Consider the following 24,580-nt stretch of genomic DNA (forward strand, 5'->3'; position numbering starts at 1 on the left):
GTTACTCAATTTTAAGGTACATTAATTTGTACTTTTTTGTGAACACTCTCAAAAATAGAAAGGCTTTAACTTATGTGTGGAATAGTGGGTATCGTTGGTTCAACTCCTGTCAATCAAAGTATTTATGATGCATTGACCGTATTGCAACACCGCGGGCAAGACGCAGCGGGGATTGTTACTACATATGGTGGTAACTTCAAACAACGTAAAGCAAACGGTTTAGTTAAAGATGTTTTTGAAACTAAACATATGCAACGTCTAAAAGGTAATAGTGGCATTGGCCACGTGCGTTACCCTACTGCAGGTAGCTCTAGCGCTGCTGAAGCACAACCTTTCTACGTTAATTCTCCTTGGGGAATTTCTCTAGCACATAACGGTAACTTAACTAATGCCAAGCAATTACGTGCTGCATTAATCAAGTCGCGTCGTCATATTAATACCACTTCTGATTCAGAGTTGTTGTTAAATACACTGGCTGCTGAATTAGGTAAAACTAAAACAGATCATTTATCCGCTGACGATATCTTTAATGCGATTTCAGAAGTACATAAACAAATCAGTGGTGCTTATGCAGTGACTGCATTGATCATTGACCATGGTTTAATTGCTTTTCGTGACCCAGATGGTATCCGTCCTTTAGTACTTGGATCTCGTCAAACAGATGAAGGTGATATTGAGTACATTGTTGCTTCTGAAAGTGTAGGTCTTGATACTATTGGTTTCAGATTCTTACGTGACGTTGAACCGGGTGAAGCAGTATACATCACTGAAAACAGAAAATTATTCACCCAGCAATGTGCCGAGAAAACATCGTTAACGCCATGTATTTTTGAATATGTATATTTTGCACGCCCAGATTCAACATTAAATGGTGTTTCTGTTTATGAAGCACGTTTAGAAATGGGCCGTAAATTAGGTGCAAAAATAAAACGTGAGTGGTCAGATTTAGAAATTGATGCGGTTATTCCTATTCCAGAAACTTCAAACGATATCGCATTAGAAATCTCTGTTGAATTAGGGTTACCATATCGCCAAGGTTTTGTAAAAAATCGCTACATTGGCCGTACCTTTATCATGCCGGGACAAACTCAACGTCGTAAATCTGTACGTCGTAAGTTAAATCCAATTACTGCTGAATTTAAAGGTAAAAATGTTTTATTAGTTGATGATTCAATTGTACGTGGCACAACATCAGAGCAGATCATAGAAATGGTAAGAGAAGCGGGTGCTAAAAAAGTATACCTAGCTTCAGCTGCACCGGAAGTGCGTTTTCCAAATGTGTATGGTATTGATATGCCTACACCTGAAGAGTTGATTGCACATGGTCGTAATGTTGAACAAATCAGCGATTGTATTGGTACTGATAAATTAATATTCCAAGACCTACAGGATTTAAAAGATGCGGTTGGTAAACAAAACCCATCGATTAAAGAATTTGAGTGTTCAGTATTTGATGGTAAGTACGTTACTGCGGGTATCAATAAAGAATATTTTGATTATTTAGCAAGTTTACGTAGTGAAGATGCGAAGAAAATCCAAACTCAAAAAGAAGAAATTGCTAACTTAGAAATGTACAACGAATCGTAATCCTATTGATTAGTTGTTTTAGAGTCATGTAAAAGCACAGCTTCGGCTGTGCTTTTTAGTGTTTGCTTCAATGAAAAATCCATCTTAAAAATTATGTTATCTATCCTCTACGTAATATTTGATCATGCATTTAATTAGATTATTGATAGCTTATTTGTAGGTAAATATTACTGGCAAATTGTTAATAGATTTATTTTAGCTATAAAAAAACCAGCGATTAAGCTGGTTTAAATTTTTTACTAGAATAATTAGTAGTGCCAATTACTGACGTGTTTAGAATTCTGCGCTACCTGGAGCACGTGGGAATGCGATAACGTCACGGATATTTTGAACACCCGTCACGTATGAAACTAAACGCTCAAAACCAAGTCCGAAGCCAGCATGAGGAACCGTGCCGTATTTACGTAAATCACGGTACCAGCTGTATTCTTCTTTATCTAACCCCATTTCTTCGAAACGTTTATCTAGCGCGTCTAAGTTTTCTTCACGCTGACTACCACCGATAATTTCACCAATACCCGGTGCTAATACATCCATTGCAGCAACCGTTTTACCATCTGCATTTAACTTCATGTAGAAGGCTTTAATATCTTTAGGGTAGTTTTGAAGAATGATTGGTGCACCAACGTGTTCTTCGGCAAGGTAACGTTCATGCTCAGATTGTAAATCCACACCCCATTCAACAGGGTATTCGAATTGCTTGCCGCAGTTTTGTAAAATCTCGATTGCGTCAGTGTAGTCCATGCGAATAAATTCAGAGCTCACCATTTTCTCTAAACGTTTGATAGCGTCTTTATCAACACGTTCTGCAAAGAAGGCCATATCATCAGCGCGTTCTGTTAATACCGCGTTAAATACATATTTAAGCATGTCTTCTGCTAATTGAGCTGCATCTGCTAAATCAGCAAAAGCGATTTCAGGCTCAACCATCCAAAATTCAGCTAAGTGGCGAGTTGTATTTGAATTCTCAGCACGGAAAGTTGGACCAAAAGTATAAACATTACTTAATGCACAAGCATAAGTTTCAGCATTTAATTGACCAGAAACAGTCAAAAATGTCTCTTTACCAAAGAAATCATTTTTATAATCTACTTTACCTGCATCATTCTTAGGTAAATTTTCTAAGTCTAATGTACTAACTCGGAACATTTCACCTGCACCTTCAGCATCACTACCTGTAATAATTGGCGTGCTGATCCAGTTAAATCCACGCTCATAGAAGAAGTTATGAATTGCATGAGATAAACAGTTACGTACACGGGTAACAGCACCAAACATATTAGTACGCGGGCGAAGGTGTGCATGCTCACGCATATATTCAATACTATGGCGTTTAGCTGACATTGGGTAAGTGTCTGGGTCTTGTACAAAACCATGCACTACTACAGATGTTGCTTGTAGCTCAAACTGCTGGCCTTTTCCTGGGCTTTCAACTAACTCACCAGTTACTGCAACACTACAACCTGCTGATAAATTCAATACATCGGCAGTATAATTTTCTAATTCAGCAGGTACAACTGCTTGAATTGGATCGAAGCATGAACCGTCATAAATATTTAGAAAAGAGATGCCAGCTTTTGAATCACGACGAGTTCGGATCCAACCTTTTACTGTTACTTGGCTGCCTAATGCAAATTTGCTGTTGAAAATATCAACAATTGGTGTTTTTGACATCTTAAATAGTGCTCCATAATCACAGTCTTAACTGTTTTATACTAAAAATATTGATAGCTGCTTATATTACCTTGGCCAGTTTTAGATACAAGTCTCTCATTCTATATTAATGCCAATATTGTCCTATAAAAGCGCATTAAATAGCCTGCATCGCTAACCACAGGATTTTATTCTGTTAGTGGGGTTTAATTCAGTTGATAAATACAAGACTAAAATAAAAGGTAAAGTAAATAGTTGAAGCTAATGTTATTTAGCTCATTTATTTTTACTTTCGATTTTTATCCATCGATTTTTTTACATACTTGGTAAATAGCATCGCATAGTTTATTAATTTGCTGCTTGGATGCTACGTAGGGCGGCATGACATAAATAAGCTTACCAAATGGGCGGATCCAAACCCCTAAATCTACAAACTGTTTTTGAATGTTAACCATATCAACCGCTTTATGTAATTCAACCACACCGATCGCACCTAATACGCGCACCTTATTAACACTTGGTAATCGCTCACAGGGTAAAAGCTGAATATTTAATTGCGAAGAAATAGAGAACACTAATTTTTGCCAATCTATGTTTAAGAGCTTTTTAAGATTAGCGTTTGCAACCGAACAAGCTAATGCATTCCCCATGAAAGTAGGGCCGTGCATAAAAACACCGGCTTTACCCTCACTAATTGTCGTGGCAACTTTTTCTGTAGCAAGTGTTGCAGCAAAACTCATGTATCCACCTGTGATAGCTTTACCTAAACATAAAATATCAGGGCTTATATCGGCGTGTTCACAGGCAAATAGTTTTCCGGTTCGACCAAACCCCGTGGCAATTTCATCGGCAATCAATAGCACCCCATATTGGTCACATAAAGACCTTGCTGCTTTGAGGTAATTAGGATGATAAAAGTGCATGCCACCAGCACCTTGGACAATAGGCTCTAGAATTAAAGCTGCAATGTGTTGATGATTTTCTGCTAAAAGAGTAGATAGATCATCCATTGCACTCTGTTGCCAAGCTTGGTCAAAGTTAATACTAGGCTGCTCAGTAAAGTAATTCTTAGCAACAAAATCTTGATATAGTTCATGCATCGAACCGTCAGGATCAGTCACACTCATGGCAGCAAAGGTATCACCGTGATAGCCTTTTTTAAGCGCAATAAATTTTGTTTTATTTTGCCCGAGTGACTGCCAATACTGAAGTGCCATTTTCATGGCGACTTCCACAGCAACGCTACCTGAATCGCTAAAGAATACTTTTTCTAGACCCTTTGGTGTTATTTCTACTAATGTTTTTGCAAGGTCAACAGCTGGTTGATGAGTTAAGCCGCCAAACATCACATGTGACATTTTTGCGAGCTGCTGAGTAGCGGCTTCGTTTAATTCTTTAACATTATAACCAAACAAACAAGCCCACCAAGATGACATGCCATCGACTAATACTTCACCTGACGTTAGTGAAATAGTACATCCGCTTGCACTGTCTACGGGATAACAAGGAATAGGTGATGTCATTGAAGTATAAGGATGCCAAATATGCTGTTTATCATAAGATAAGTCGATTTCTTGCTTATTTATCTGTTTATCGTTCATTTTGTGACCACATGTAAAGTAAAAGTGAGTTTTAAAGTTGACAGTGTAACTTTCAACATTAAACTAACCAAATATTTTTCTGCTCAGGGTTATAACAATGCACAATGCTATTTCAAATAACATAGTTAATAAAACACAAATTCGTCACGATTGGTCTGTTGCAGAAGTGAATGCGTTATATGCATTACCTTTCATGGATTTAATGTTTCAAGCACAAACAATACACCGAGCTCATTTTCCAAATAACCAAGTTCAAGTTAGTACTTTATTGTCTATCAAAACCGGTGCATGCCCAGAAGATTGTAAGTACTGTCCGCAAAGTGCACGTTATGATACGGGTCTTGAAAAAGAAACGTTAATGGAAGTCGAAAAAGTAATTAAGGCTGCTAAAGATGCAAAAGCGACGGGCTCTACCCGTTTTTGTATGGGCGCAGCATGGAAAAACCCAAAGCAACGCGATATGCCTTATCTTGTAGAAATGATTAAAGAAGTTAAGTCGTTAGGCTTAGAGTCTTGCATGACCTTAGGTATGTTAGATGATAACCAAGCACAACAACTCTCCAACGCTGGTTTAGATTATTACAACCATAACTTAGATACTTCACCTGAATATTACGGTGAAATTATTACTACGCGTAGTTATCAAGAAAGGTTAGATACTTTGGACAATGTGCGTAGCGCTGGTATGAAAGTATGTAGCGGGGGTATTGTTGGTTTAGGTGAAGAAGGGAAAGATCGTTCAGGGTTATTAGTACAATTAGCTAATTTACCCGTACAACCTGAAAGTGTACCGATTAATAAGCTAGTGAAAGTCAAAGGCACACCATTGGATAGTGTAGAAGATCTTGATGATTTTGAATTTATTAAAACTATTGCTATCGCACGTATTTTGATGCCTAAATCGCATGTGCGTTTATCAGCGGGCCGCGAAGATATGTCAGAACAAACACAGGCATTATGTTTTATGGCTGGGGCGAATTCTATTTTCTACGGTTGCAAGTTACTAACCACAGCAAACCCCGATGAAAATTCGGATATGCGTTTGTTTAATAAGTTAGGTATCAATAAAGAGGAAATAAACCTATCTCCTTACGAAACCGAAAAAACAGTAGATGCCGCTATTATTCGTCATAGTGAGAAAGATGAATTATTTTACGATGCAACCAGTAAAGTATAAACATGTCCTTTTCCTTTATTGCTGAGCAGCTTGCTCAGCGTAAACAGCAACACTTGCACCGTGCTTCTGTCCCCATCACGGGTAAACAAGCTCGTTATATTGAAGTTAACGGAAAACAATACCTTAACTTTTCTAGCAACGATTATCTGGGCTTAGCTTCAGACCCGTTATTAGTTAATGCTTGGAAAAAAGGTGCTGATTTATTTGGTATTGGCAGTGGTGGCTCCTATTTGGTGACTGGGTATAATAAAGTGCATCACGATGTGACCCAACAACTTCAAGAATGGTTAGGGTTAGAAGCCGTTGCACTTTTTAGCTCTGGTTATTCAGCTAATCAAGCTCTGATAAAGTTACTACTCTCAAAAAATGATTTATTAGTACAAGACAAAATAAATCATGCCTCTTTGATGGAAGCCGGCTCCATTAGTGCTGCTAAAATGCAACGTTTTAAGCATAATGATATGCAACACCTTGACAGCATTTTAAATACCCACCAACGAGCTGAAAACAAACTGATTATTTCAGAAGGGGTATTCAGCATGGATGGCGATAGTGCACCTATCAACGCACTTAAACAACAATGCACAGCGCATAATGCTTGGTTAATGATTGATGATGCACACGGTTTAGGCGTATTAGGCAAAGAGGGTAAAGGCACGATTGTTGACCAGCAACTTGATAATAGCGATGTAAATATTTATATGGCCACTTTCGGTAAAGCCTTAGGTGTGGGCGGCGCTTTTGTTTCGGGTTCATCACAACTTATCGATTATATTAATAACTTTTCAAAACCTTATATTTACACCACAGGCCTACCGCCGGCAATGGTGTATTGCATTGGTCAGGCTGCTCATCTAGCACAAACGCAGCAATGGCGTCGAGATCAGTTAGGCGAATTAATTCACTACTTTAAACACTTATCAGCACACTACGAAATTCCTTTAATGCCATCAAACACCGCTATTCAACCGGTATTAATTGGAGCGAGTGATACTGCCTTAGCGGTTAGTCAACACTTAAAAGATAAAGGCTTTTGGACAACGGCGATTCGCCCACCAACAGTCGCTAAGGGAAGTGCTAGGTTAAGAGTAACCCTTACCAGTCAGCATCAAAAACAAGATATTGAAATACTCGTCAAACAGATTAAACAGGCTATTGATGCAAATAACTTCCAATAAAAAAGTCCTAAAGCAACAGTCTGTAAAAAATTCTGTTAACCAGGTAAACGTGGCTTCAACTGATACAAGCAAAAAGACCATTAACAAAAAAGCGGTCAAAGCCTCTTTTTCAAAAGCAGCTGGTCATTACGATCAATTCGCGGATTTACAAAGAGAGATAGGTCACCACCTTTACGACCTGATGCCTGTTAACGTCAAGCAATCGAGTTCTATACTCGATTTGGGGTGTGGCACCGGTTATTTTTCTGCTTTGTTACGTGAAATGAATATTAAAGCTTCACTTACCTGCTTCGATTTGTCTCCACAGATGTTGCAGCAAACTGCACAAAGAAAATTGACATCATGCCAATATGTAGAAGGTGATATTGATGCTCAGCCATTTATTGCTGGGCAATTTGATCTGATTTTTTCAAATCTAGTATTACAGTGGAGTGAGGAACTCAGTTTATCATTACAACAAACTAATCATGCCCTTCACAACGATGGTAACTTGTGCTTTTCTACCTTAATCGATGGATCTCTATTTGAACTTCAACAAGCTTGGAAAAGTATTGATAGCGCGGTACACGTTAATCATTTTTTAAGTAAAGAACAAGTTTTGACTGCTGTAAAACTAGCAGGTTATCAACAGGTTAAAATATTCATTGAAACACGTATAAAAAAATACCCCGATGTTATCAGCGTGCTTAAGGCTTTAAAAGGAATTGGGGCTAATCATGTGCATGATAGAAACAACAAGCAAACTTCAAATAGGCAATTATTAAATCAATTAGAGCTTGGTTATCAACCTTTTAAAGACCAAGACGGTTACTATAATTTGAGTTATCAAGTTTGTTATATTGTTGCACAAAAATAAGCTAATGCTTGTATTTCTAACATCGCTTTTTAACATCCTTTTAAAAAATGAGTAAACAATCAATGTCAGAATCTACTTTAGCCCCAATAACTGAACCCACTATGCTTACTAGAATCAACACAAATCTTGCTTCTACTACCTATTTTATCACTGGAACTGATACAGACGTCGGTAAAACTATTTGCACCAAAGCATTATTACAAGCAGCCAATGAGCAAGGGAAAAGCACTTTGGCCTATAAACCTATATCTGCAGGTTGTAGTCAAACTGAACAAGGGTTACGCAATGATGATGCGTTAATTTTACAGCAAAATAGTAGCTTGCAAGTTGACTATGCCGCGGTCAATCCCATTGCTTACCAGCAACCTATTGCCCCACATATTGCTGCCAATGAAACTAATCAGCCTATTAGTCTCGCTACGGTAGATCAAGGTTTAACATTCTTACAACAACAGTTGCCTCAATGCTTATTTGTAGAAGGTGCGGGAGGGTGGCATTTGCCGATTAATAAGCATCAGTTATTTTCAGAATGGGTCGTTGCAAATGAAATACCAGTTATTTTAGTGGTGGGTTTAAAACTAGGATGTTTAAACCATGCGTTATTAACCGCTCAGAGTATTGAACAGAGTGGGCTAAATATCGCTGGTTGGATTGCCAATCATCTTCAAGCGGAGATGCCCTATGTGCAACAAAATATTGGCACCTTAACAAGTTTCATTAATGCGCCATTACTTGCTGAAATACCTTATTTAGATAATATTGAACAACAGAATTTGTCGCAATATATCAATGTAACCTTTATTTAGCTTATTTAGTCCATCTACCTATCACTTTACATAATGTTAATTATAAACAGTTAACATTTAGATGCTTTCAAACCAACTTGGCACAGCACGTTTAGTCCATTTTGCAAACTTCGCTTTATCTCCTCGATAGAATTGTCGATAAGCAGCAACAGCGTCACCATCGACTTTATAAATGTCAGGCATTGCTTGGGGGAAGGGGGTTAAACCGATAGCAGGAAAAGCATATTGTTCAATACTTGGTAAAACGGCCATCGACTTATGGTCGTTTTGTTTATTATAACGGTACTTATACTCATCATTTAAAGCCACAGTTAAATCGCGTAACCAAATGAAGTTATCGTAGGATTCTTCTACCCACAATACACTGGGATGCTTCATGTGTGTCGATTTATATGGGGTAACGAATCCTTTTTTATTTAATGCCGTACAAAGTAGTTGCACACTTTCTAATATCATTTTTACAACGTGTTGATCGCAATGGTATTGAGCGCACTGTTTAATGTCTTTATCTAATATAAATATGTTCATAGTAGCCTCTAGAAATTTTATCTATGCTGCAATACGTCTTAAACCAATATAAGGATCTGTTTTTAAACTTAGATTCAAATAATTCGTGCGCTAGATTCAATCCTTTTTTTGCATAACTACTTTTGCTCATTAAAGGCCTATTCATGAGCAACAAAATACTTTATCAAATTATGGAAATTGAGTCTTTTTATCTAACTTGGATTCAGATCATAAGTTCGTAAAAGTGATCAAGTAGTATTTCTAGGTATAAACACACCAATACAAAAAGTTAAGTTATTACTTGGGTTAGATTTAGCCAATAACTGTAACATTCTAATTTATCAATTTATTAACCATTTAATTTTTGGATCAAATAAATATAAATTAAAAAGCCGTTTAAAGTCTCTTTTAGAGTTTGTTAATGTATATTTTTTTATATCTGCATGGTAGCTTAAAAAACAAACAGTAAATCATATGTTGTTCGTATGCTGAAGGAGTCGATATGGTAGCTACGGTTGGAAATTATTGTATCTTGGTTGAAGATATTGGCTCTGCTGGAATTCAGGCTATTCTTCAGATTTCAGCCGGCCTTGGGACGCCACCAAATCAAATCGCAAAAAAAGTCTGCCAAGCACCTTCTGTGCTTATTTCTGAAATTGATTTTGAAAGCGCAGAACAAATAAACCAATTGTTGAAGTCTATTGGATTGAATACTGTCGTAGACAGTGAAGACAATATTTCCATCGAAAATTGCCAGCTTTATGATGTTGCAATTCGTTACCTTGAAGTTTCTCACTTAAAAGAAACGCTTGATATCATTTCTCACGTCATTGGACTTGAACCTCAAAAAATACTGTCGTTGTCGTCATTACCTCCTGGCATCATAATTGGCTCAGTCGGGATCGGTTTAATTGATGCTTTGCAAAAGCGACTAGGTGAAAATGCAAAGTTACTATTTGCTAAGGCCCATGAAGATATCTACGATATTTTTGTCGAAGATACACAATATTTGCCTCATGAACTAAAGACTAGTTTAGAAAAAACATACGGGAAAAGCCGAGGATATATACCACTAGGCGTTTCTTATGATGATGCAAAGACCTTATTTGTTAAATTACCAAAAGGCAATAGCTCAAGAATATTCCAAAGAAAATTACTCAGTTATGACCTAGTGCTGGAAAGTGAAAACCATGATCCTGATGCGATTAGGGTACTTGCTCAAATCCTTGATATGCCAGAAAAAATTGTACAGCGAATTATGCAAAATACGCCAATTGTTGTGGCAGAAGCACTCGATTATGAACAATCTATTCGAATGTGTGAACTCGCAAAAGAGTCGAACCTTAACTTGACTAATCGACTCTATAATTTTCAACAATACTCTCTCTATGTAGATCAATATCGTCATCACTCAAGCATTGCGGAGTTAAAAGAGTTTTATGATATTGCTTTGCCAAACCGTTTACCCGCTAAAATTAAAAGCGGTTTTTCTGAACTTGAGTGTCAAATATTAACGCCACAATTTGATGCAATGGGGTTGGTCTATCGTTTCGAACAGGAGATGGTTGAATGACGGACGCAAACAATCAACAACAATCGCAAAATAATCTCCATTTAGGAATTTGTGAGTCAGGTAAACTATTGCATATTGTAGGGCGCTTTGATGATGCACTTGAAAAATATCGAAATGCCATGGTTATGTGTGCTTCACAACATGCTCCCCAGGTGTTTGCCCGCCACTATGTAGACTGTATTTTAGATTGTTTACAGCATGCTAAACGATTTGATGCTGCGCTTGAATTGTTGGACCAAGCAATTTCAAATAAAGGCAATGAAAGTCCTGTTGTGATTGCACCATTTCTATTTCGAAAGCTGATTGTTTTATGTCAGCTTGGACAGCACCAAGAGGCTTTGATTTTAGTCTCAGAGCTGGATTCGACAATGTATGCAGATAGCTCCTTATATCTTGCATTGAAACAAGCATTAGTCCGACGTCAATCGATGCCCGAAAGGTGGTTAGATCAAATATTGAATCACCATAAATTTTACACCGTGCGCAAAGATAATGTTGATAAAAAGCGAGCGGAAATAGGACAAAAACATTAACTTAAAAGGGTAAATGCAGATGGCCAAATATGATGGAATGAAACCTGGAGAAATCCTAGCAGATGCAAGTGTTGCTGAATTTATTTCTAGCTTAGGGTTGGGTATTGCCGCCGCACAACAAGCTTTGGATGAAAATACTATTAGTCAACTTGGGCAATTTTCATTGCCTCGCGAAGGGCTTGGGAACAGATCTTTGCTTGAACTTGGTTTAATGCCAGCGTTTTATCACTATCAATACGCTGATATTTCCTGTTCTATGCAAATTAGACTTGAGGTCGGAAAAAGTTTTGAAATAGGTGGTCAGGCAAGTTTAGACTTTAACAATGGAAATAATGCTTCTTCGCAAGAAAGTTTAAATCAAAATAGTGAAGAGTCTGTATCAAGTACGACAAGTATTAACCGCACAGCCGAAATGAAATACCACGTCACTGAGACTGGGACTATGTCTTTAAACGGTACAAATTATACTGCCACTGGGGCGACACCTGCTTTAAGGCTTAAAAATCTTCGAGATCAATTATTAGGAAACACAAGCTCCAATATAGAAGGCTTAGTATATGAGCCTCCCATTACCACTCCTCCTGTATTAAGTACTCTAGCCACAAACGATAAAGTACTTATACAATCACCATTTGTGACATTTTTAAAAACAACGGTGCCCTATGGTTTTATTTGGATGAAAGCAAACCAAGATACTGATTACATAATTAACGATACAACAACAATTCCCACTGTATCAGCCGCTGATCTAGGGACGTATGCGACATCAGTGTTAGCAAGCTTTAGGGTAGCGTTCACCCATCAGGACGACTTTGTTAGTATGTTCACCCCGCAAATGGCACAAGAGGGGGATGAGTTTAACTCTGTTGCATATGCTACAGGTGTTGCTGAGTTAGAAGGCGACGCACTTGAGGAGGCAGTGCTGTTGGCAAATTTAGCTAAATATATAAATTTACCCGTAGAAATTGAAGGATTTACTGACCGTGTAGGAAGTACTGCTAAAAATTTGGAACTTGGCAAAAGTCGTGCAAACCGGATGAAGGATGTTTTTATTGCACATGGTGTGAATGCAAACTCAATTATCATACGGCCTAGTCGAGGAGAAGCCGCTGCTGCTGAGGCTGGTGATAACAACGGTACGGCAAATGCGAATTATCGTAAAACGTCTGTCTATATTCCGACACTTGAGTCCTATGTATTAAAAGTGCAATCTACAAATACCATTCTTGATAGTGCAGAGATTGCACCTAACGCCATCACCGATACTAACCTGCAAAATGGATGGTTTTATCTTGCACCAACGGAAGCATTAAGTATTTCGGGAGAGGAACTAAATATTGATAATGGTGCCGCAAATATTCCTTACAGTGGTGGGTCAGTTAATACCATTGCTTCGGGACATGCAAATGCCTATGCTGAAAATTTAACGCTGGCAGTAAATGCATTGCCAGGGTATGCCGCCTCAAGAACAGGTGCGACGGTACGAATTATGAAAGCGACCGATACCTATAGCGTTAAGTTATTTTCAAAAGTTGACCAAAGTGCTGAATTAACAAGTAACGAAACATATCAAGTTACAAAGAATTTTAATAGTTCTACATCATCCACCACAAACAGCGAAGAAAATTCTCAGAGTAATTCTACTGTTGCTATTGGAGTATCGGTAGATGCGCGTTATTCACGACAATTTGAAATGGAAGTAACTGGTAACTCACAAATATCTGCAAGATTGGTTTCAATACCGGCGCCTCCTGAGTTTCTTAAGGTGATCAAAGAATATCAAAATGGGTTAGGAGAATGAGTAGCGCAGGCGCAACTGTTCGGGAAATGTCCTCAGCACCACTTCCTGACATTGTAAGTAGTCTTGGACTTGCGATTGCGCAGGGACAATTCGCGCTTGATTTGAATTCTGCAGAAATCGCAAAAACCTTAACCACCACTGAAATAGAGATTGATGGTAAGAATTACAATCTTCTAGAGCTAGGTTTTTTACCTACATTTTACGCCTATACAGAAGCAACAGTTGAAGCGAAGTTGAGCTATACAATCAATGAAAGTACTGAGACAGAGATTTCAGGCGAGCTTACCATTTCTTACGCAGTAGTTGCTGCGACAGTGTCTGCTAGTTATGCACGAAAGTTCAGTGTAGAAGCCTCTGGTTCATCATCAATTGCTGCACGATTAGTCGCGCTGCCACCACCTGAAAAATTTTTAAAAGTACTAAATGCAGTGATTGAACGTTAACCAACAATAAGAGTAAAGGGAGAGCATAATGAGTATTGGCCAAGATCTATTAAACGTACCAATGGGTGATATGATCCGAGATATGGCATTTGCTATTGCGGACAGTCAATTTCAACTCGATCAAAGCAGTATGCGCACTGCTGAAATGATGGGAGGGTTGCAAACGGTTTATGACGAAGAAGGTAAAATAAGTTTTGATGATAGTAGAATATTCTTTGGTTATGAATATATGACTGTCAAACAAGCATTAGCTTATGCAATTTTCGACGACGGACTAACGGGCGAAATAAATGATGACACATTGAAATTAAAAGATTTAATTCTCGATGTCATTGCAACTTTTGCAGATAAAAATAATTCAACAGGTACTTCAAAAACAGATAGGAGTGATGTTGTGGATGATGGTGGGAAGTTATCACCAGCTTTGAAGGAATTTGAAGATGAAATCATTCGAGTTCCAACACGTTTATCAATGATGGAACTTGGGTTTAGTCCGACATTTTATCAGTTTGTTGATACGATTATTGAAGTAAAAATTGCCATCAAAATGACTCGTGAATCTAGCTATTCTCGTACCACATCAAAATCTACAAACGATTCAAGTACCGATAAAACGAGAGGGCTAAAGTTCTCGGGTATTAAAGGTTTGAGGTTTGGCTTACTTGCCGCTAGAAACAATACAACTAGTAATAGTGTGCAAACTACACAGGTAGATGCCACATATTCAAGTAAATATTCGTATTCTGCTGAAGGGGCTACTTTATTGCGTACCAAAATGGTGCCTATTCCACCTCCTGCTGTGTTAGAAGATCGTATTCGTCAACGTATGGATATCGAGGCCGAATTGCTAGCACAGCAAATAGAGAACAATAAACCTAAAACAAATGAAAGTTAAATAAGCGCACCCAGACCAATCGTCTAACTATTTAATTTTCATTTGGATTCGTGCCCAATCGTGAGGGCTCATAAATAGAAAGGAGTTAACATGAGCATTGGACAAGATCTATTAAACGTACCCTTTCCCGAAATGGTCAAATCAATGGGAGTTGGTATTGCTCAAGCGCAATATGAACTTGATTTAACATCGATGAAAATTGCAAGGTTGATGGGGGGATATGATATCGAAGAGGATGAGAATGGAAACTCTTCTACAACTGGAGAACGCACTAACCTGGTAAAAATTGGCCCTAAAGAAGACGATGAATATAGTCTACTGGAGCTTGGATTTACACCAACATTCTATCAGTTTGTTGATACTTTGATAGAAGTGAAAATGTCAATATCCATGAGTCGTGAAACTACGCGGGCGAAGAAGATAAAGTCAGGGCAAGTGAATATGTCAGGAAAACTTGGTTTTTTCTCCGCTAAAGCATCGGTAAATGCGTCATCGGTTTCAGCAAGTTTTTCAAGCAAATACCAGTATTCAGCAGAAGGAAGTTCATTGATGCGAACCAAACTCGTGACTGTGCCACCACCACCAATGCTAGAAGAACGCATTCGTCAAATTCTTGATCGAGATGTTAAACCAGTAATTAAACCAGATGGTGAAGCCTAATATTTCAATTTAACTTCAGAGGAGTTTGATGCTATGACACTTAAATCTTGGAAACATCTTCTTGATGAAGTTGATGAGCCCTTGAAAGATTTTGAAAAAAATCCATCAAAAGAAATAGGAAAATTGCTTACAGAAGATTCTAAAATTTCTAAGCTGCTCCTCGAACGTAAAAATCTTGAAGCAAAGATGAGTTTCCTAACCCAAAAAAATGGTGAAAATGATTCAAGCTCCGACCCTCGATTTCCGGTACAAACGTTATCCCAACGGCGTAATGAGGATGCCCGTTGGCTTGCTCAACGTAAGGAAATTTTTTCAAAAGCAGAGTTGCAATCATCACGCCAACTTATTAGAGCACAACACCCCACTGCAACTGGGACTGCCAGAAAATTACGAACAGGGCAAACTGCTTTCAAGCAACGTAGTTCGCTAAAAGATTTTGATATTGAAAAACCTCTGCAAAGCTTGAGAGACAAAACAAATTTAGAAAGTGATAAAAAATTAAAGCAACATAAAGATAAATTACTTACCAAGTTACAAGAAAAACTTAACAGTGTTGGTAATGAAATGATTGATGACACACTAAAGAATGGATTTTCAAAGGATAAATTGAGTAAAAAAGCTAAAGAACAAAGCCTAGAGATTGTTCGTAAAGCAGCTAAAGCTAAGGAAAGTTATGAGTCAAGAAGGAATAAATTACTTTCAGTTATCAACGGGGGATCGGGTGATTTGGATGCAAGAGCAAAACTGATTTCTGAACGTTTAGAAAAAATGGCTGAAACAGGTGTGGATAATGGAATGAAAGATCGAGATGCTTCTCGAGATAAAAATCGAGACGAAAATAGATTGAATAGCATTAAAAATAGATTGAGGGGTTAGCTATGCCAGATTCGACCAAAGTGACTGCGCAAGGGATACAAGATATGTTAACAGCGCTTACCGATGCACTAGGAGCATCTCAGGCTCATTTATCTTCGATGGCAGCATATGATGCAGCTGGACGAGAATTACCGCGTTACCATATTCCACACTTAGATTTTACTTTTGATATCGAAGCTAGCCAGTCTACTCAACCAGGTGTTGGCTTTAAAATGGGGCCAAGGGAATCGAGTAGTGTCGAAACAAGTGCAAAAATTTCAGGCAGGATTGTATCTATTCCTCCTAATGCCGGTTTACCTAAAATTGAAATATTAATTGAGTTGGCATCACAAAAAATAATAGCAACATTAATAAATGAAGCTGGTGAGATGATGACCAATACACAGATTAGTGTAGAGATCGATAGTGAACTAACGGTCCAAGCAGGTGGAACACAACCAACATCAAATCAAAAGACATCTCTTTTAGTTGCTCAACAGTATTTGACAGATGCAGGCGGCATTGCCCAAATAGATATTGTCACGGCACAGTTACATGCAACCAAACCGATTGTCATACGTATATCTAGTGGGAATACTGAGAGTTATATTGCGGTCACTAAGGGAGCATTAGCATGATCAAAGTAATCGTAGTTGAAGGCCAGTTTATTAGTGACATACCTTTACAAAAAGTTGAAATGGTATTTGTATTAGAGTGCTTTTCAATACCTAAAGGTTGGATTAAAGTTTCTGATCTTCCATTTGATAAAAATGGTGTGTTTTCTCATAAAGTTAACCCCGAATCATTCATCAAGCTAACAAGTTTCCCTGCAATTAGACTGCGTATTGTGCATCCAGAGCTCGACAACAAAATTGCAATATTATTAACATCGCCTGTTATTTCTGTGAAAGGAGAAACTAGTTTTTTGTTAAACTTTGGCACTATTTTTATTGACCCTAAAAGACCTCTTGAGCTTATATCTACGATCCATGAAAAAGCTGACACATCATTTTATGGTTCCATAGTAAAGGTAAATAACGTTGTCGATTCGATTCCTTCTAACGATTTAGAAAATAGCTTACGCAAAAAAGTATCTGAATTAAATGTGGCTAAAATAAGCCTTGAGGAAGAACTGAGTTTGGTTAGAAAAAATGCAATAGTTGCAATTGAAGCCAAAGAGTTGGGTGATGTACAAGTTAAAAAACTCCAAAGTGACCTTGAAATATTACAAGGGGGGGCTGAAGCACCTAAAATTAATGACATAGCCAATGAAATATCTCAAGCGATGCAAATTGATAGTGCAAGTACGGGTTATAAAATCTCAACAGCTAATGTCAAACTTAAAGGGTACATGGCTAATGGTGGCAGGAGTTTTCGTGCGCTTGATGCTGTTGAGTTAGCCCGTGTTAATCCAGAAACTGCAAGTGAAATTAGTTTTACTCTAAGCAACACCAATAATGACAGTTCTTCATCGCAAAAGGCGCCAGATATTGTTGGGCTTACACCCGCTACTGCGAACCGTGTTTTATTACCCTTGGGATTAAAATTACGCGTTATTGAAATGGAACAATCAACCAGCCCAACTGGGGGAATTTTTATGCAAAAACCAGATCCTGGAACAGAGATCCTTTTGGGAGAAAATTTTATTTCGGCTTTTGTGGCGGTTAAAAGAGGGGGGCAGAAAATATGAGTGATTTTAAAAAATTAACTCAAGATATTGCCACGGCACCACTGGGTGATATTATCGCATCGGTTGGGCGCGGTGTTGCCGAAGCACAAAAAGCGCTCGACGAAAGCTCAATTCAAGCCTATTTAGATCTTTATTCCGATCAAGCCCATTTAAAAGCGTTACGGGAGTTGGGGTATCGACCGACCTTTTATACCATTCCAAAAGCGAGTGCAGAAATTAACCTTGCATTTACTATTTCGGGTTCGTCACAAAGCGAGGGAATAAATAATCAATCCCTTGTTAGTCGCCAGGTTATGGCTCCAAGTAGTAACATTAATTTAAAAAATAAGTTGGAAACGTTAAACATTTCTCAAACACGACGTGTTGTACCAAAACTTTATGCTTCACCTGTGGATGCAGGTTTTCAAAATCAATATAATTATGAAAGTAAGGTCAGTGCAAAAATTATTTTCGATATAGTGGCCATCCCGCCTTCAAGTGAAATTGAAAATAGTCGCCCAGTGCCTAATGTCGTAGGAAAAACATTGGCACAAGCAACTTTGATACTGGATAGTCTTGATCTTAATGTTGAAACAGAAATTGAGGATGAAACTACAGTGATAGGCGGGCAAAACCCGGATCCTACAATTGTTGTATTTTTAAGCGTGGGTGAAACTGTACAGCTATTACCATAAGTAGAGATCATTAGAACAACCATAAGCATCTACTATTAATACTAAAAACTGGTTTATTTGATATTTTAAATGTTGATTTATTACATACTTGATGAATATCGATGACTATAAGTTACTTACTCTAAGTAGTGTTTGTTTAAATTAGCTCTGCCGATATTTATAGTTTTTATTCTAGTGCCGTAAATTATATTCACGGCACTAGATAGTTACTCGTTATTCTAACCTTGATCTATTTAATACAAGTTCCAGCAATTTTAAAACAGCGATATAAAAAGGATGTTACCTACTTTAATACAGTAAACTATAAAGTTTACGGCGGTATTCAGAGACTAATGCCGCATCATCTATTGTGGCCAAAATATCTAACATGGTTTTTTTTGCATCGCCATTTTCATAACCTAAGTCCTGGCATAACAGACTATATAAAAGAGCAAGCGCTTCACTAAAGCGTTTGTTTTGATGGTATTGAATCGCAAGTTGGTATTGAATCGCAAGTTGGTATTGAATCGGTTGTTTATTCGAAGCATCGATTAACGCATTTTCTAACGCTATTATTTCTGGCGTTTGTGCTGATTGTTCAGCGAGTTTTAACTCTGACATCAAGCTATGATAAATCATATTTTGATCTGCCATAGGAATCACCGCTAAGATAGGTTTTGCATTTTCAAACTCACCCAATGCTAAATAAATTTGTGCCGTTGCAAGTTTAATTTGGTTATCTTCAGGATTAAGATTTTGCGCTTGCACAATTGTTGCTTTCGCTTCATCTAATTTACCTTGAGCAAATAGTGTTTGAGCATCACCTAACAACGATTGCGCTGGGTCGGGAAGGTGTTTATTGATGAAGTTATTGATGAAGTCAGCATTTTGCTCTCCAGCAAAACCGTCTACACCTTGTCCATTAACAAACATGTAAACAGTTGGAACACTTTTTATTTCAAAATGCTGCACAATTTGCTGTTCTGTCTCGCAGTTTATTTTCGCGAGTGTAAAGCCATTAGCATGTTCTCTTTGTAGTTGTTCAAGTAAAGGCAACAAAGAACGACAGATAGTGCATTGGCTTGACCAAAAAACAGCCAGCACAGGTTTATTCACTGAACCTTGTGCAATAATAGTTTGAAAATCTTGCACGGTTACATCAAATATATCTGCTTGCATATTCGGTTTTTCCTCTTTATTAAATATTCTACGAAATGTTTGCCAATGATACGTGAAGATTGTTGGACAGCAAAGACTATGCGTTTGATATTAGCGCTATTATCAAGTGATTAACGTATAAAAAGGTGAGCATCAGCAACAATGTTATAAATATTCGCTTTGAGAAGTAATGAGTTGATTTTTCTTCTTGTTTTTAAAGGCTTGCAAAAGTAACATTAGACGCTCAATAAAAGGAGCATTTACATGTTAACAGGTAGTATCGTAGCACTCGTAACCCCAATGGATGAGACCGGCGAAATTGATTATAATGCATTAAAAGAACTTGTAGAGTTCCATATTAAATCAAAAACTGCAGCTATTGTTGCAGTAGGCACGTCTGGTGAGTCAGCAACTTTCAGTGTTGATGATCATGTTAAAGTTGTTGAACGTACTATCACTTATGCTGCGGGTCGAATCCCTGTGATTGCTGGTAATGGCGCTAATTCAACATCTGAAGCAATTGCATTAAGCAAATTATTTACTAATAGTGGCATTGTTGCAGGTTTAAATGTAACTCCTTATTACAATAAACCAACGCAAGAAGGTTTATACCTTCATTTTAAAGCGATTGCAGAATCGTGCGAATTACCACAAATTTTATACAACGTACCTGGTAGAACTGCGGTTGATATGTTGCCTGAAACGGTTGCGCGTTTAGCTAAAATTCCAAATATTATTGGTATTAAAGAAGCAACTGGTGACTTACAACGCCTTGCTGAATTAAAAGCAATCTTGCCTGAAGACTTTGTACTCTATAGTGGAGACGATGCAACGGGTTGTGACTTTATGTTACAAGGAGGTCATGGTGTGATTTCTGTATCAACCAATATTGCTCCCGTTGAAATGGCTGAAATGTGTGAATATGCTTTGGCAGGTGAAGTTGAAAAAGCACAAGCAATCAATACTCAATTAATGCCTATTCATACCAACCTTTATCATGAAGCGAACCCAATTCCAGTTAAATGGGCCTGTGCGGAGCTAGGTTTAATTCCTACGGCTACGTTACGTTTGCCATTAACAACATTATCTGAGCAATATCAGGGTACTGTTCGAAATGCCTTAATAGAAGCAAAATTACTGTCATGATTAAAAACAACGCACTGACTAAAATTGCTAGTTTGGTGATCCTAAGTTCAGCGATCACTAGCTGTGCTAGGTTTGATACCAGAACACAAGCAGAAGGTAATGATGATTATCTACAAGCTACACTAATAGAAAAATTTGATAGTGGAGATTTTTCAACATTAGAAAATCGTTCTACTTTTGATATTCAAGGGCTTTCAACGCAACAAGAAAAGCTAGGATTAAGTGGTAAAGATGTAGATGTTCGCCCTCCAAGTCAATTGATGGCTGTACTTGATGGTGTTTTACTCGACCCCGATCTTACACAGAGTAAAGTTTGGTTTAATGCTTTTAAACAAGAAACCAATATTGAACAAAAAGTGTGGGACTTAGCGCTACAGTACTTAGCATCCAAAGATGCGAAGGATGTTGTTGCAGACAGATCAGCGCTATCTATTGATACTGGTGTTGTTGTTAACCAACGTAGTTACGGCAGTTTAAGTAAAAATACAGTGCGTGAAGTAGGTGAATATCAATTACAATTAGCGGAAGGCGGAGATGGGCGAAGTATTTCTTTATCTGTTGACGCGACAAGCTATCAACAGTTAAATGATAATGAGCCGGTTAAAGAAATTTTAGAAGGCCGCAATAAACGCAGCATAGAAATTCGCTTTATCAACGACATGCTCAATTTTGCTTATTTGAAGCAAGAATCAGAGGCGTTAATCGCGGCTGACAATAAGCCTTTACCAATTAAACTTGGTTTTGATGAAAGTCATCAAACGGCTTGGATTATTGATGCAGAATTTACAGAAGTTTGGCGTAAACTGCCTGCCTTATTGCAGTTAATGAGCTTTAGTCCTGTTGATAATGATAAGAATCTAGGTTATTTCCTAGTAAAATTTGAATCTCAAGATGCACAATATTGGCAGAAAAGAAACTTGAATCCAATTAACCTGGAAGAAGGCGAGTACTTTGTTCAATTAGGTGAATTAACCGGTGGGGATACATCTTTAACTTGGTTAAACTCTGATAAAAAACAACTTTCTGAACAGGAAGTGACTGAGTTATATTTAAGTATCACTGATAATATTCGCAGTGTTATTTTAGAAAATGATATTCAGACTAAACCTTTATAAGAATAGTGTTTAGATATTGAAAGCCTGACTTGTGATGAGTTAGGCTTTTTTGTTTCTATTCACTGTAAGCATTAAAAATTTTATTACTAATAACACTCCTTATCTTTTAACTTTTAAAACTATTTATTATCTTGATCTTTTTGTTGTTGTGCCTGTTCTTCTTCAAGTTGTTTTTGCTGTTCTAATGCCTCTTTTTCTTTTTTCTCTTTAATCGCTTTCAATACACTATCGGGTAGTTTCATATTCGCGCTTTGTTTTAACAGTAATATATTGCTAAGGATGATTCCTAATACAATCACCACGATAAAGATCACCCAACCTGTAGACATAATTATTTCTCCGATGGATATAAAAAAAGCAGAACTTAGTTCTGCTTCGATATTAACCTTTACCTGTAGATTAGCTAGTATTAGTCGATCAGATTGTATTGCTCACGAAGAATATCGATGATTTCTTGTTTTGGATTGTCTGAAAGTACTATTTTTTTACCAATCACTTTTTCAGCAATACCAATGTAGGTTTCAGAAATTTTCATTAATACAGATTCAGGTAAGGCATTTTCTTGTGCTAATGCAAAACGTTCTGGCATACGCTCTTTATTCAAAAGAATATCAGGATCAGGAAAATGTTTAAGTAATAATTGACGGAAATCTTCTTTAGAATTTTCAACAATTTTACCTTCACGATAGGCTGGGCCATCCCAAATTCGAGATGAATCGGGAGTACCGACTTCATCCATATAGATTAGTTTTTCATTGCCCGCTTTATCCGTGACATAACCAAACTCAAATTTTGTATCAACAAAAATTTGGTCCAATTTAGCTAACTCACTACTGATCACATCAAAACCTTCTTTTAGTAGTTTTTCATAATCAGCAATGTGCGATGCTGAAGTAAAGTTAAATGCAGCAAAATTATCTTCGATATTTTTACGTGTAATATTTACGTCATCAGCTTCTTGAACGCCTTCAATACCTTTTAAAATACCTTTAGTAGAAGGAGTGATTAACAACTCAGGTAATTTTGTATTATTAGATAAACCCTCTGCTATTTCGATACCGCAAAATTCACGTTCACCTTTTTCATAGGCACGCCACATCGAACCTGTAATATATTGGCGTGCAATCGCTTCAATCATTACTGGACGAGCTTTTTGTACAATCCAAACAAAAGGATGTGGGATATCTAGAATGTGGCTGTCTGCTAAGCCTTGTTCTTTAAATAGTCTGAACCAGTGATTTGAAATAGCGTTTAATGCTGCACCTTTACCTGGTACGCCATTCATTCCACCTTCGCCGTGCCAAATGCAATCAAACGCAGAAATACGATCGCTGATCACCATGATGGCTAGTGGAGCATCTGCTGCTACATCGTAACCTTTTTCTTCAATTAAACGTTTGCTATCGTCAGCTGTTAACCAATAAACTGAACGCACTTTACCACTGTGGACTGGCTGGTCAGTACGAATTGGTAAATCGTTGTTTACAGCTAATACTTTGTCGGCAAGACTCATAAAAATATCCTATAAAAAGTCAAAGTGAGCAGAAAGTTCTGCAAAAAATAATAAAGTCAGGATGATAGCAGATTGTATGTAAAAAGTTTTATGATAATTATAATAAAAAACTAATAGAATAGCTTATCTAAGCGGAGCTCCTGATACTAAAAGTTGCATAAATAGACCGACTAGCACTTATAAAAATAACTGTAATCGAGTACTTATAGTTTTGTATTATCTATAGATGAGGTGATTTTAAATCATTAATTTCAAGTCACTCAAAGGGGTGCCGATACTAATAAACTCATTACTAAGCAATAGAACAAAAAACGAAAAAATGATTAACAAAATAGGTAAAGTGTTAAATGGCTAAAGGCTTCACATTTAAACAATTTCATATTGATGCCGCTCTTTGTGGTATGCCTGTCAGCACCGATGGTGTGTTACTAGGTGCATGGGCCAATATTAGTAATGCACAAAGTATTTTAGATATTGGTTGTGGTACAGGTTTATTATCTATTATGTGTGCGCAACGCAATAAAAAAGCGTTTATTACAGGTATAGATATAGAAGAAAATGCGGTGGGTGCGGCAACGGATAATAGTGAGCAAAGTCCATGGTCTGATAGAATTACGATCAAAAATAGCTCGTTACAGGATTTTGTTACAAATGTTCAAACATTCTCAAACATTATATGTAATCCACCTTATTTTAATAATGGTGAAGAAGCACTGTTATCACAAAGAGCCTTGGCTAGGCATACTTCGGGTTTATCACATCAAACATTACTTAATGCTTGTTCTGACTTACTAATTACAGGGGGCACTGCTAGTTTTATTTTACCTAAAGTCGAAGGCATGAATTTTATCGCACTATTGGATAGTTGCGATATTATTAGTAGTAATGTACTAAAATTATCACGTTTGACTTTGGTAAAAACGCGCCAAGATAAACAACCAACGCGCTTATTAATAGAGATAACTAAGTCGTTACTCCCTGAACCTAAAGTAGCTGACTCTAAAATAACAGATTCTAAAACAACCTTGTCACAAATGCCTGATCCGCAAATTAACACTGCTCTTGCAACTATGGCGAGCAAACACGAAACCCAATTTGAGATATTAACAATTAATGAAGGGAATGGTTATTCAAAGGAGTTTATTGCACTTACCAAAGACTTTTATTTGAAAATGTAGGT

23 protein-coding genes and 1 pseudogene are annotated in these 24,580 nt (G+C 37.4%); 18 read left to right on the plus strand and 6 right to left on the minus strand.

Annotated elements, in window-relative coordinates:
- Positions 1-72 precede the first annotated feature (72 nt).
- Positions 73-1,587, plus strand: coding sequence for an amidophosphoribosyltransferase (purF, locus tag MT390_RS06835; RefSeq protein WP_166369395.1), 1,515 nt, complete (start codon positions 73-75; stop codon positions 1,585-1,587).
- A gap of 273 nt (positions 1,588-1,860) precedes the next feature.
- On the opposite strand, the gene asnS is transcribed toward purF, so the two are convergent.
- Together asnS and bioA are read right to left on the minus strand one after the other, a co-directional pair.
- Positions 1,861-3,261 carry an asparagine--tRNA ligase gene (gene asnS, locus MT390_RS06840; RefSeq protein ID WP_499440310.1) on the minus strand — a complete coding sequence of 467 codons (1,401 nt, stop codon included), beginning with the start codon at positions 3,259-3,261 and terminating at the stop codon, positions 1,861-1,863.
- Between the two features lie 278 nt (positions 3,262-3,539).
- A complete protein-coding gene (bioA, locus tag MT390_RS06845) occupies positions 3,540-4,841 on the minus strand; it encodes an adenosylmethionine--8-amino-7-oxononanoate transaminase (protein ID WP_499440312.1) in 1,302 nt (433 codons plus the stop codon).
- Between the two features lie 97 nt (positions 4,842-4,938).
- On the opposite strand from bioA, the pseudogene bioB reads away from it, so the two are divergent.
- The 4 genes and pseudogenes from bioB to bioD all read left to right on the plus strand — a co-directional run.
- Positions 4,939-5,917: pseudogene (bioB, locus tag MT390_RS06850) on the plus strand (biotin synthase BioB); the annotation flags it as partial.
- A gap of 103 nt (positions 5,918-6,020) precedes the next feature.
- The gene (gene bioF, locus MT390_RS06855; protein ID WP_499440314.1) at positions 6,021-7,196 is read left to right on the plus strand and encodes an 8-amino-7-oxononanoate synthase; all 1,176 of its coding nucleotides are present in this window, start codon (positions 6,021-6,023) and stop codon (positions 7,194-7,196) included.
- The gene (bioC, locus tag MT390_RS06860; RefSeq protein WP_499440315.1) at positions 7,177-8,052 is read left to right on the plus strand and encodes a malonyl-ACP O-methyltransferase BioC; all 876 of its coding nucleotides are present in this window, start codon (positions 7,177-7,179) and stop codon (positions 8,050-8,052) included. The genes bioF and bioC overlap by 20 nt, the downstream gene beginning before the upstream one ends.
- Positions 8,053-8,114: 62 nt before the next feature.
- Positions 8,115-8,858 carry a dethiobiotin synthase gene (gene bioD / locus MT390_RS06865; protein ID WP_499440316.1) on the plus strand — a complete coding sequence of 248 codons (744 nt, stop codon included), beginning with the start codon at positions 8,115-8,117 and terminating at the stop codon, positions 8,856-8,858.
- Between the two features lie 57 nt (positions 8,859-8,915).
- Here bioD and MT390_RS06870 read toward each other — a convergent pair whose 3' ends face one another.
- Entirely contained in the window at positions 8,916-9,386 is a 471-nt protein-coding gene (locus tag MT390_RS06870; protein ID WP_166369405.1) for a pyrimidine dimer DNA glycosylase/endonuclease V, read from the minus strand.
- A 481-nt stretch (positions 9,387-9,867) separates the two neighbouring features.
- Between MT390_RS06870 and MT390_RS06875 the strand changes: the two genes are divergently transcribed.
- The 10 genes from MT390_RS06875 (at position 9,868) to MT390_RS06920 (ending at position 18,489) form a co-directional block, all read left to right on the plus strand.
- Positions 9,868-10,938, plus strand: a complete 1,071-nt coding sequence (locus MT390_RS06875) for a hypothetical protein (protein ID WP_499440317.1) — start codon at positions 9,868-9,870, stop codon at positions 10,936-10,938.
- Positions 10,935-11,471: a hypothetical protein gene (locus MT390_RS06880; protein ID WP_166369409.1), complete on the plus strand. Its 537-nt coding sequence runs from the start codon at positions 10,935-10,937 to the stop codon at positions 11,469-11,471. Before MT390_RS06875 ends, MT390_RS06880 begins: the two co-directional genes overlap by 4 nt.
- Before the next feature lie 19 nt (positions 11,472-11,490).
- Positions 11,491-13,272 (plus strand): OmpA family protein, encoded by a 1,782-nt coding sequence (locus MT390_RS06885; RefSeq protein WP_205962952.1) that lies wholly within the window; start codon positions 11,491-11,493, stop codon positions 13,270-13,272.
- Positions 13,269-13,715 carry a hypothetical protein gene (locus tag MT390_RS06890; protein WP_166369411.1) on the plus strand — a complete coding sequence of 149 codons (447 nt, stop codon included), beginning with the start codon at positions 13,269-13,271 and terminating at the stop codon, positions 13,713-13,715. Before MT390_RS06885 ends, MT390_RS06890 begins: the two co-directional genes overlap by 4 nt.
- Positions 13,716-13,743: 28 nt before the next feature.
- Positions 13,744-14,610: a hypothetical protein gene (locus MT390_RS06895; RefSeq protein WP_166369413.1), complete on the plus strand. Its 867-nt coding sequence runs from the start codon at positions 13,744-13,746 to the stop codon at positions 14,608-14,610.
- 90 nt (positions 14,611-14,700) lie between these two features.
- Entirely contained in the window at positions 14,701-15,270 is a 570-nt protein-coding gene (locus tag MT390_RS06900; RefSeq protein ID WP_166369415.1) for a hypothetical protein, read from the plus strand.
- A gap of 33 nt (positions 15,271-15,303) precedes the next feature.
- Positions 15,304-16,146: a hypothetical protein gene (locus tag MT390_RS06905; RefSeq protein WP_499440320.1), complete on the plus strand. Its 843-nt coding sequence runs from the start codon at positions 15,304-15,306 to the stop codon at positions 16,144-16,146.
- Between the two features lie 2 nt (positions 16,147-16,148).
- Entirely contained in the window at positions 16,149-16,763 is a 615-nt protein-coding gene (locus MT390_RS06910; RefSeq protein WP_166369419.1) for a hypothetical protein, read from the plus strand.
- Positions 16,760-17,815: a PASTA domain-containing protein gene (locus tag MT390_RS06915; RefSeq protein WP_499440322.1), complete on the plus strand. Its 1,056-nt coding sequence runs from the start codon at positions 16,760-16,762 to the stop codon at positions 17,813-17,815. Before MT390_RS06910 ends, MT390_RS06915 begins: the two co-directional genes overlap by 4 nt.
- Positions 17,812-18,489, plus strand: coding sequence for a PASTA domain-containing protein (locus MT390_RS06920; RefSeq protein ID WP_499440324.1), 678 nt, complete (start codon positions 17,812-17,814; stop codon positions 18,487-18,489). Before MT390_RS06915 ends, MT390_RS06920 begins: the two co-directional genes overlap by 4 nt.
- A 288-nt stretch (positions 18,490-18,777) precedes the next feature.
- Here the strand turns inward: MT390_RS06920 and MT390_RS06925 are convergent, their stop codons facing one another.
- On the minus strand, positions 18,778-19,647 hold the full coding sequence (locus MT390_RS06925; protein ID WP_499440326.1) for a tetratricopeptide repeat protein: 870 nt from the start codon (positions 19,645-19,647) through the stop codon (positions 18,778-18,780).
- A 243-nt stretch (positions 19,648-19,890) separates the two neighbouring features.
- On the opposite strand from MT390_RS06925, the gene dapA reads away from it, so the two are divergent.
- Positions 19,891-20,772 (plus strand): 4-hydroxy-tetrahydrodipicolinate synthase, encoded by an 882-nt coding sequence (gene dapA / locus MT390_RS06930; RefSeq protein ID WP_166369427.1) that lies wholly within the window; start codon positions 19,891-19,893, stop codon positions 20,770-20,772.
- A complete protein-coding gene (bamC, locus tag MT390_RS06935) occupies positions 20,769-21,887 on the plus strand; it encodes an NlpB/DapX family lipoprotein (RefSeq protein ID WP_499440327.1) in 1,119 nt (372 codons plus the stop codon). Before dapA ends, bamC begins: the two co-directional genes overlap by 4 nt.
- Positions 21,888-22,006: 119 nt before the next feature.
- Here the strand turns inward: bamC and MT390_RS06940 are convergent, their stop codons facing one another.
- Both MT390_RS06940 and MT390_RS06945 read right to left on the minus strand, forming a co-directional pair.
- Positions 22,007-22,216, minus strand: a complete 210-nt coding sequence (locus MT390_RS06940) for a DUF2897 family protein (RefSeq protein WP_499440329.1) — start codon at positions 22,214-22,216, stop codon at positions 22,007-22,009.
- Between the two features lie 80 nt (positions 22,217-22,296).
- Entirely contained in the window at positions 22,297-23,400 is a 1,104-nt protein-coding gene (locus MT390_RS06945) for a phosphoribosylaminoimidazolesuccinocarboxamide synthase (RefSeq protein WP_299663483.1), read from the minus strand.
- Between the two features lie 347 nt (positions 23,401-23,747).
- Here MT390_RS06945 and MT390_RS06950 point away from each other — a divergent pair, with 347 nt between their 5' ends.
- Complete coding sequence (locus MT390_RS06950; RefSeq protein ID WP_499440331.1) at positions 23,748-24,578, plus strand: tRNA1(Val) (adenine(37)-N6)-methyltransferase; 831 nt, start codon at positions 23,748-23,750, stop codon at positions 24,576-24,578.
- The last annotated feature ends 2 nt before the right edge of the window (positions 24,579-24,580 follow it).

Source organism: Vibrio sp. 2-Bac 85, assembly GCF_037546705.1.
Taxonomy (GTDB): domain Bacteria; phylum Pseudomonadota; class Gammaproteobacteria; order Enterobacterales; family Psychromonadaceae; genus Psychromonas.

Bases quoted from the DNA above. Each gene is read 5' to 3' on its own strand.
- bioD (WP_499440316.1), top strand. From the start codon at position 8,115: ATGTCAGAATCTACTTTAGCCCCAATAACTGAACCCACTATGCTTACT.
- MT390_RS06870 (WP_166369405.1), bottom strand. From the start codon at position 9,386: ATGAACATATTTATATTAGATAAAGACATTAAACAGTGCGCTCAATAC.
- bioC (WP_499440315.1), top strand. From the start codon at position 7,177: ATGCAAATAACTTCCAATAAAAAAGTCCTAAAGCAACAGTCTGTAAAA.
- MT390_RS06875 (WP_499440317.1), top strand. From the start codon at position 9,868: ATGGTAGCTACGGTTGGAAATTATTGTATCTTGGTTGAAGATATTGGC.
- bioA (WP_499440312.1), bottom strand. From the start codon at position 4,841: ATGAACGATAAACAGATAAATAAGCAAGAAATCGACTTATCTTATGAT.
- asnS (WP_499440310.1), bottom strand. From the start codon at position 3,261: ATGTCAAAAACACCAATTGTTGATATTTTCAACAGCAAATTTGCATTA.
- dapA (WP_166369427.1), top strand. From the start codon at position 19,891: ATGTTAACAGGTAGTATCGTAGCACTCGTAACCCCAATGGATGAGACC.
- MT390_RS06895 (WP_166369413.1), top strand. From the start codon at position 13,744: ATGAGTATTGGCCAAGATCTATTAAACGTACCAATGGGTGATATGATC.
- bamC (WP_499440327.1), top strand. From the start codon at position 20,769: ATGATTAAAAACAACGCACTGACTAAAATTGCTAGTTTGGTGATCCTA.
- MT390_RS06910 (WP_166369419.1), top strand. From the start codon at position 16,149: ATGCCAGATTCGACCAAAGTGACTGCGCAAGGGATACAAGATATGTTA.
- MT390_RS06940 (WP_499440329.1), bottom strand. From the start codon at position 22,216: ATGTCTACAGGTTGGGTGATCTTTATCGTGGTGATTGTATTAGGAATC.
- MT390_RS06950 (WP_499440331.1), top strand. From the start codon at position 23,748: ATGGCTAAAGGCTTCACATTTAAACAATTTCATATTGATGCCGCTCTT.
- MT390_RS06880 (WP_166369409.1), top strand. From the start codon at position 10,935: ATGACGGACGCAAACAATCAACAACAATCGCAAAATAATCTCCATTTA.
- MT390_RS06905 (WP_499440320.1), top strand. From the start codon at position 15,304: ATGACACTTAAATCTTGGAAACATCTTCTTGATGAAGTTGATGAGCCC.
- MT390_RS06915 (WP_499440322.1), top strand. From the start codon at position 16,760: ATGATCAAAGTAATCGTAGTTGAAGGCCAGTTTATTAGTGACATACCT.
- MT390_RS06945 (WP_299663483.1), bottom strand. From the start codon at position 23,400: ATGAGTCTTGCCGACAAAGTATTAGCTGTAAACAACGATTTACCAATT.
- MT390_RS06920 (WP_499440324.1), top strand. From the start codon at position 17,812: ATGAGTGATTTTAAAAAATTAACTCAAGATATTGCCACGGCACCACTG.
- MT390_RS06925 (WP_499440326.1), bottom strand. From the start codon at position 19,647: ATGCAAGCAGATATATTTGATGTAACCGTGCAAGATTTTCAAACTATT.
- MT390_RS06890 (WP_166369411.1), top strand. From the start codon at position 13,269: ATGAGTAGCGCAGGCGCAACTGTTCGGGAAATGTCCTCAGCACCACTT.
- MT390_RS06885 (WP_205962952.1), top strand. From the start codon at position 11,491: ATGGCCAAATATGATGGAATGAAACCTGGAGAAATCCTAGCAGATGCA.
- MT390_RS06900 (WP_166369415.1), top strand. From the start codon at position 14,701: ATGAGCATTGGACAAGATCTATTAAACGTACCCTTTCCCGAAATGGTC.
- bioF (WP_499440314.1), top strand. From the start codon at position 6,021: ATGTCCTTTTCCTTTATTGCTGAGCAGCTTGCTCAGCGTAAACAGCAA.
- purF (WP_166369395.1), top strand. From the start codon at position 73: ATGTGTGGAATAGTGGGTATCGTTGGTTCAACTCCTGTCAATCAAAGT.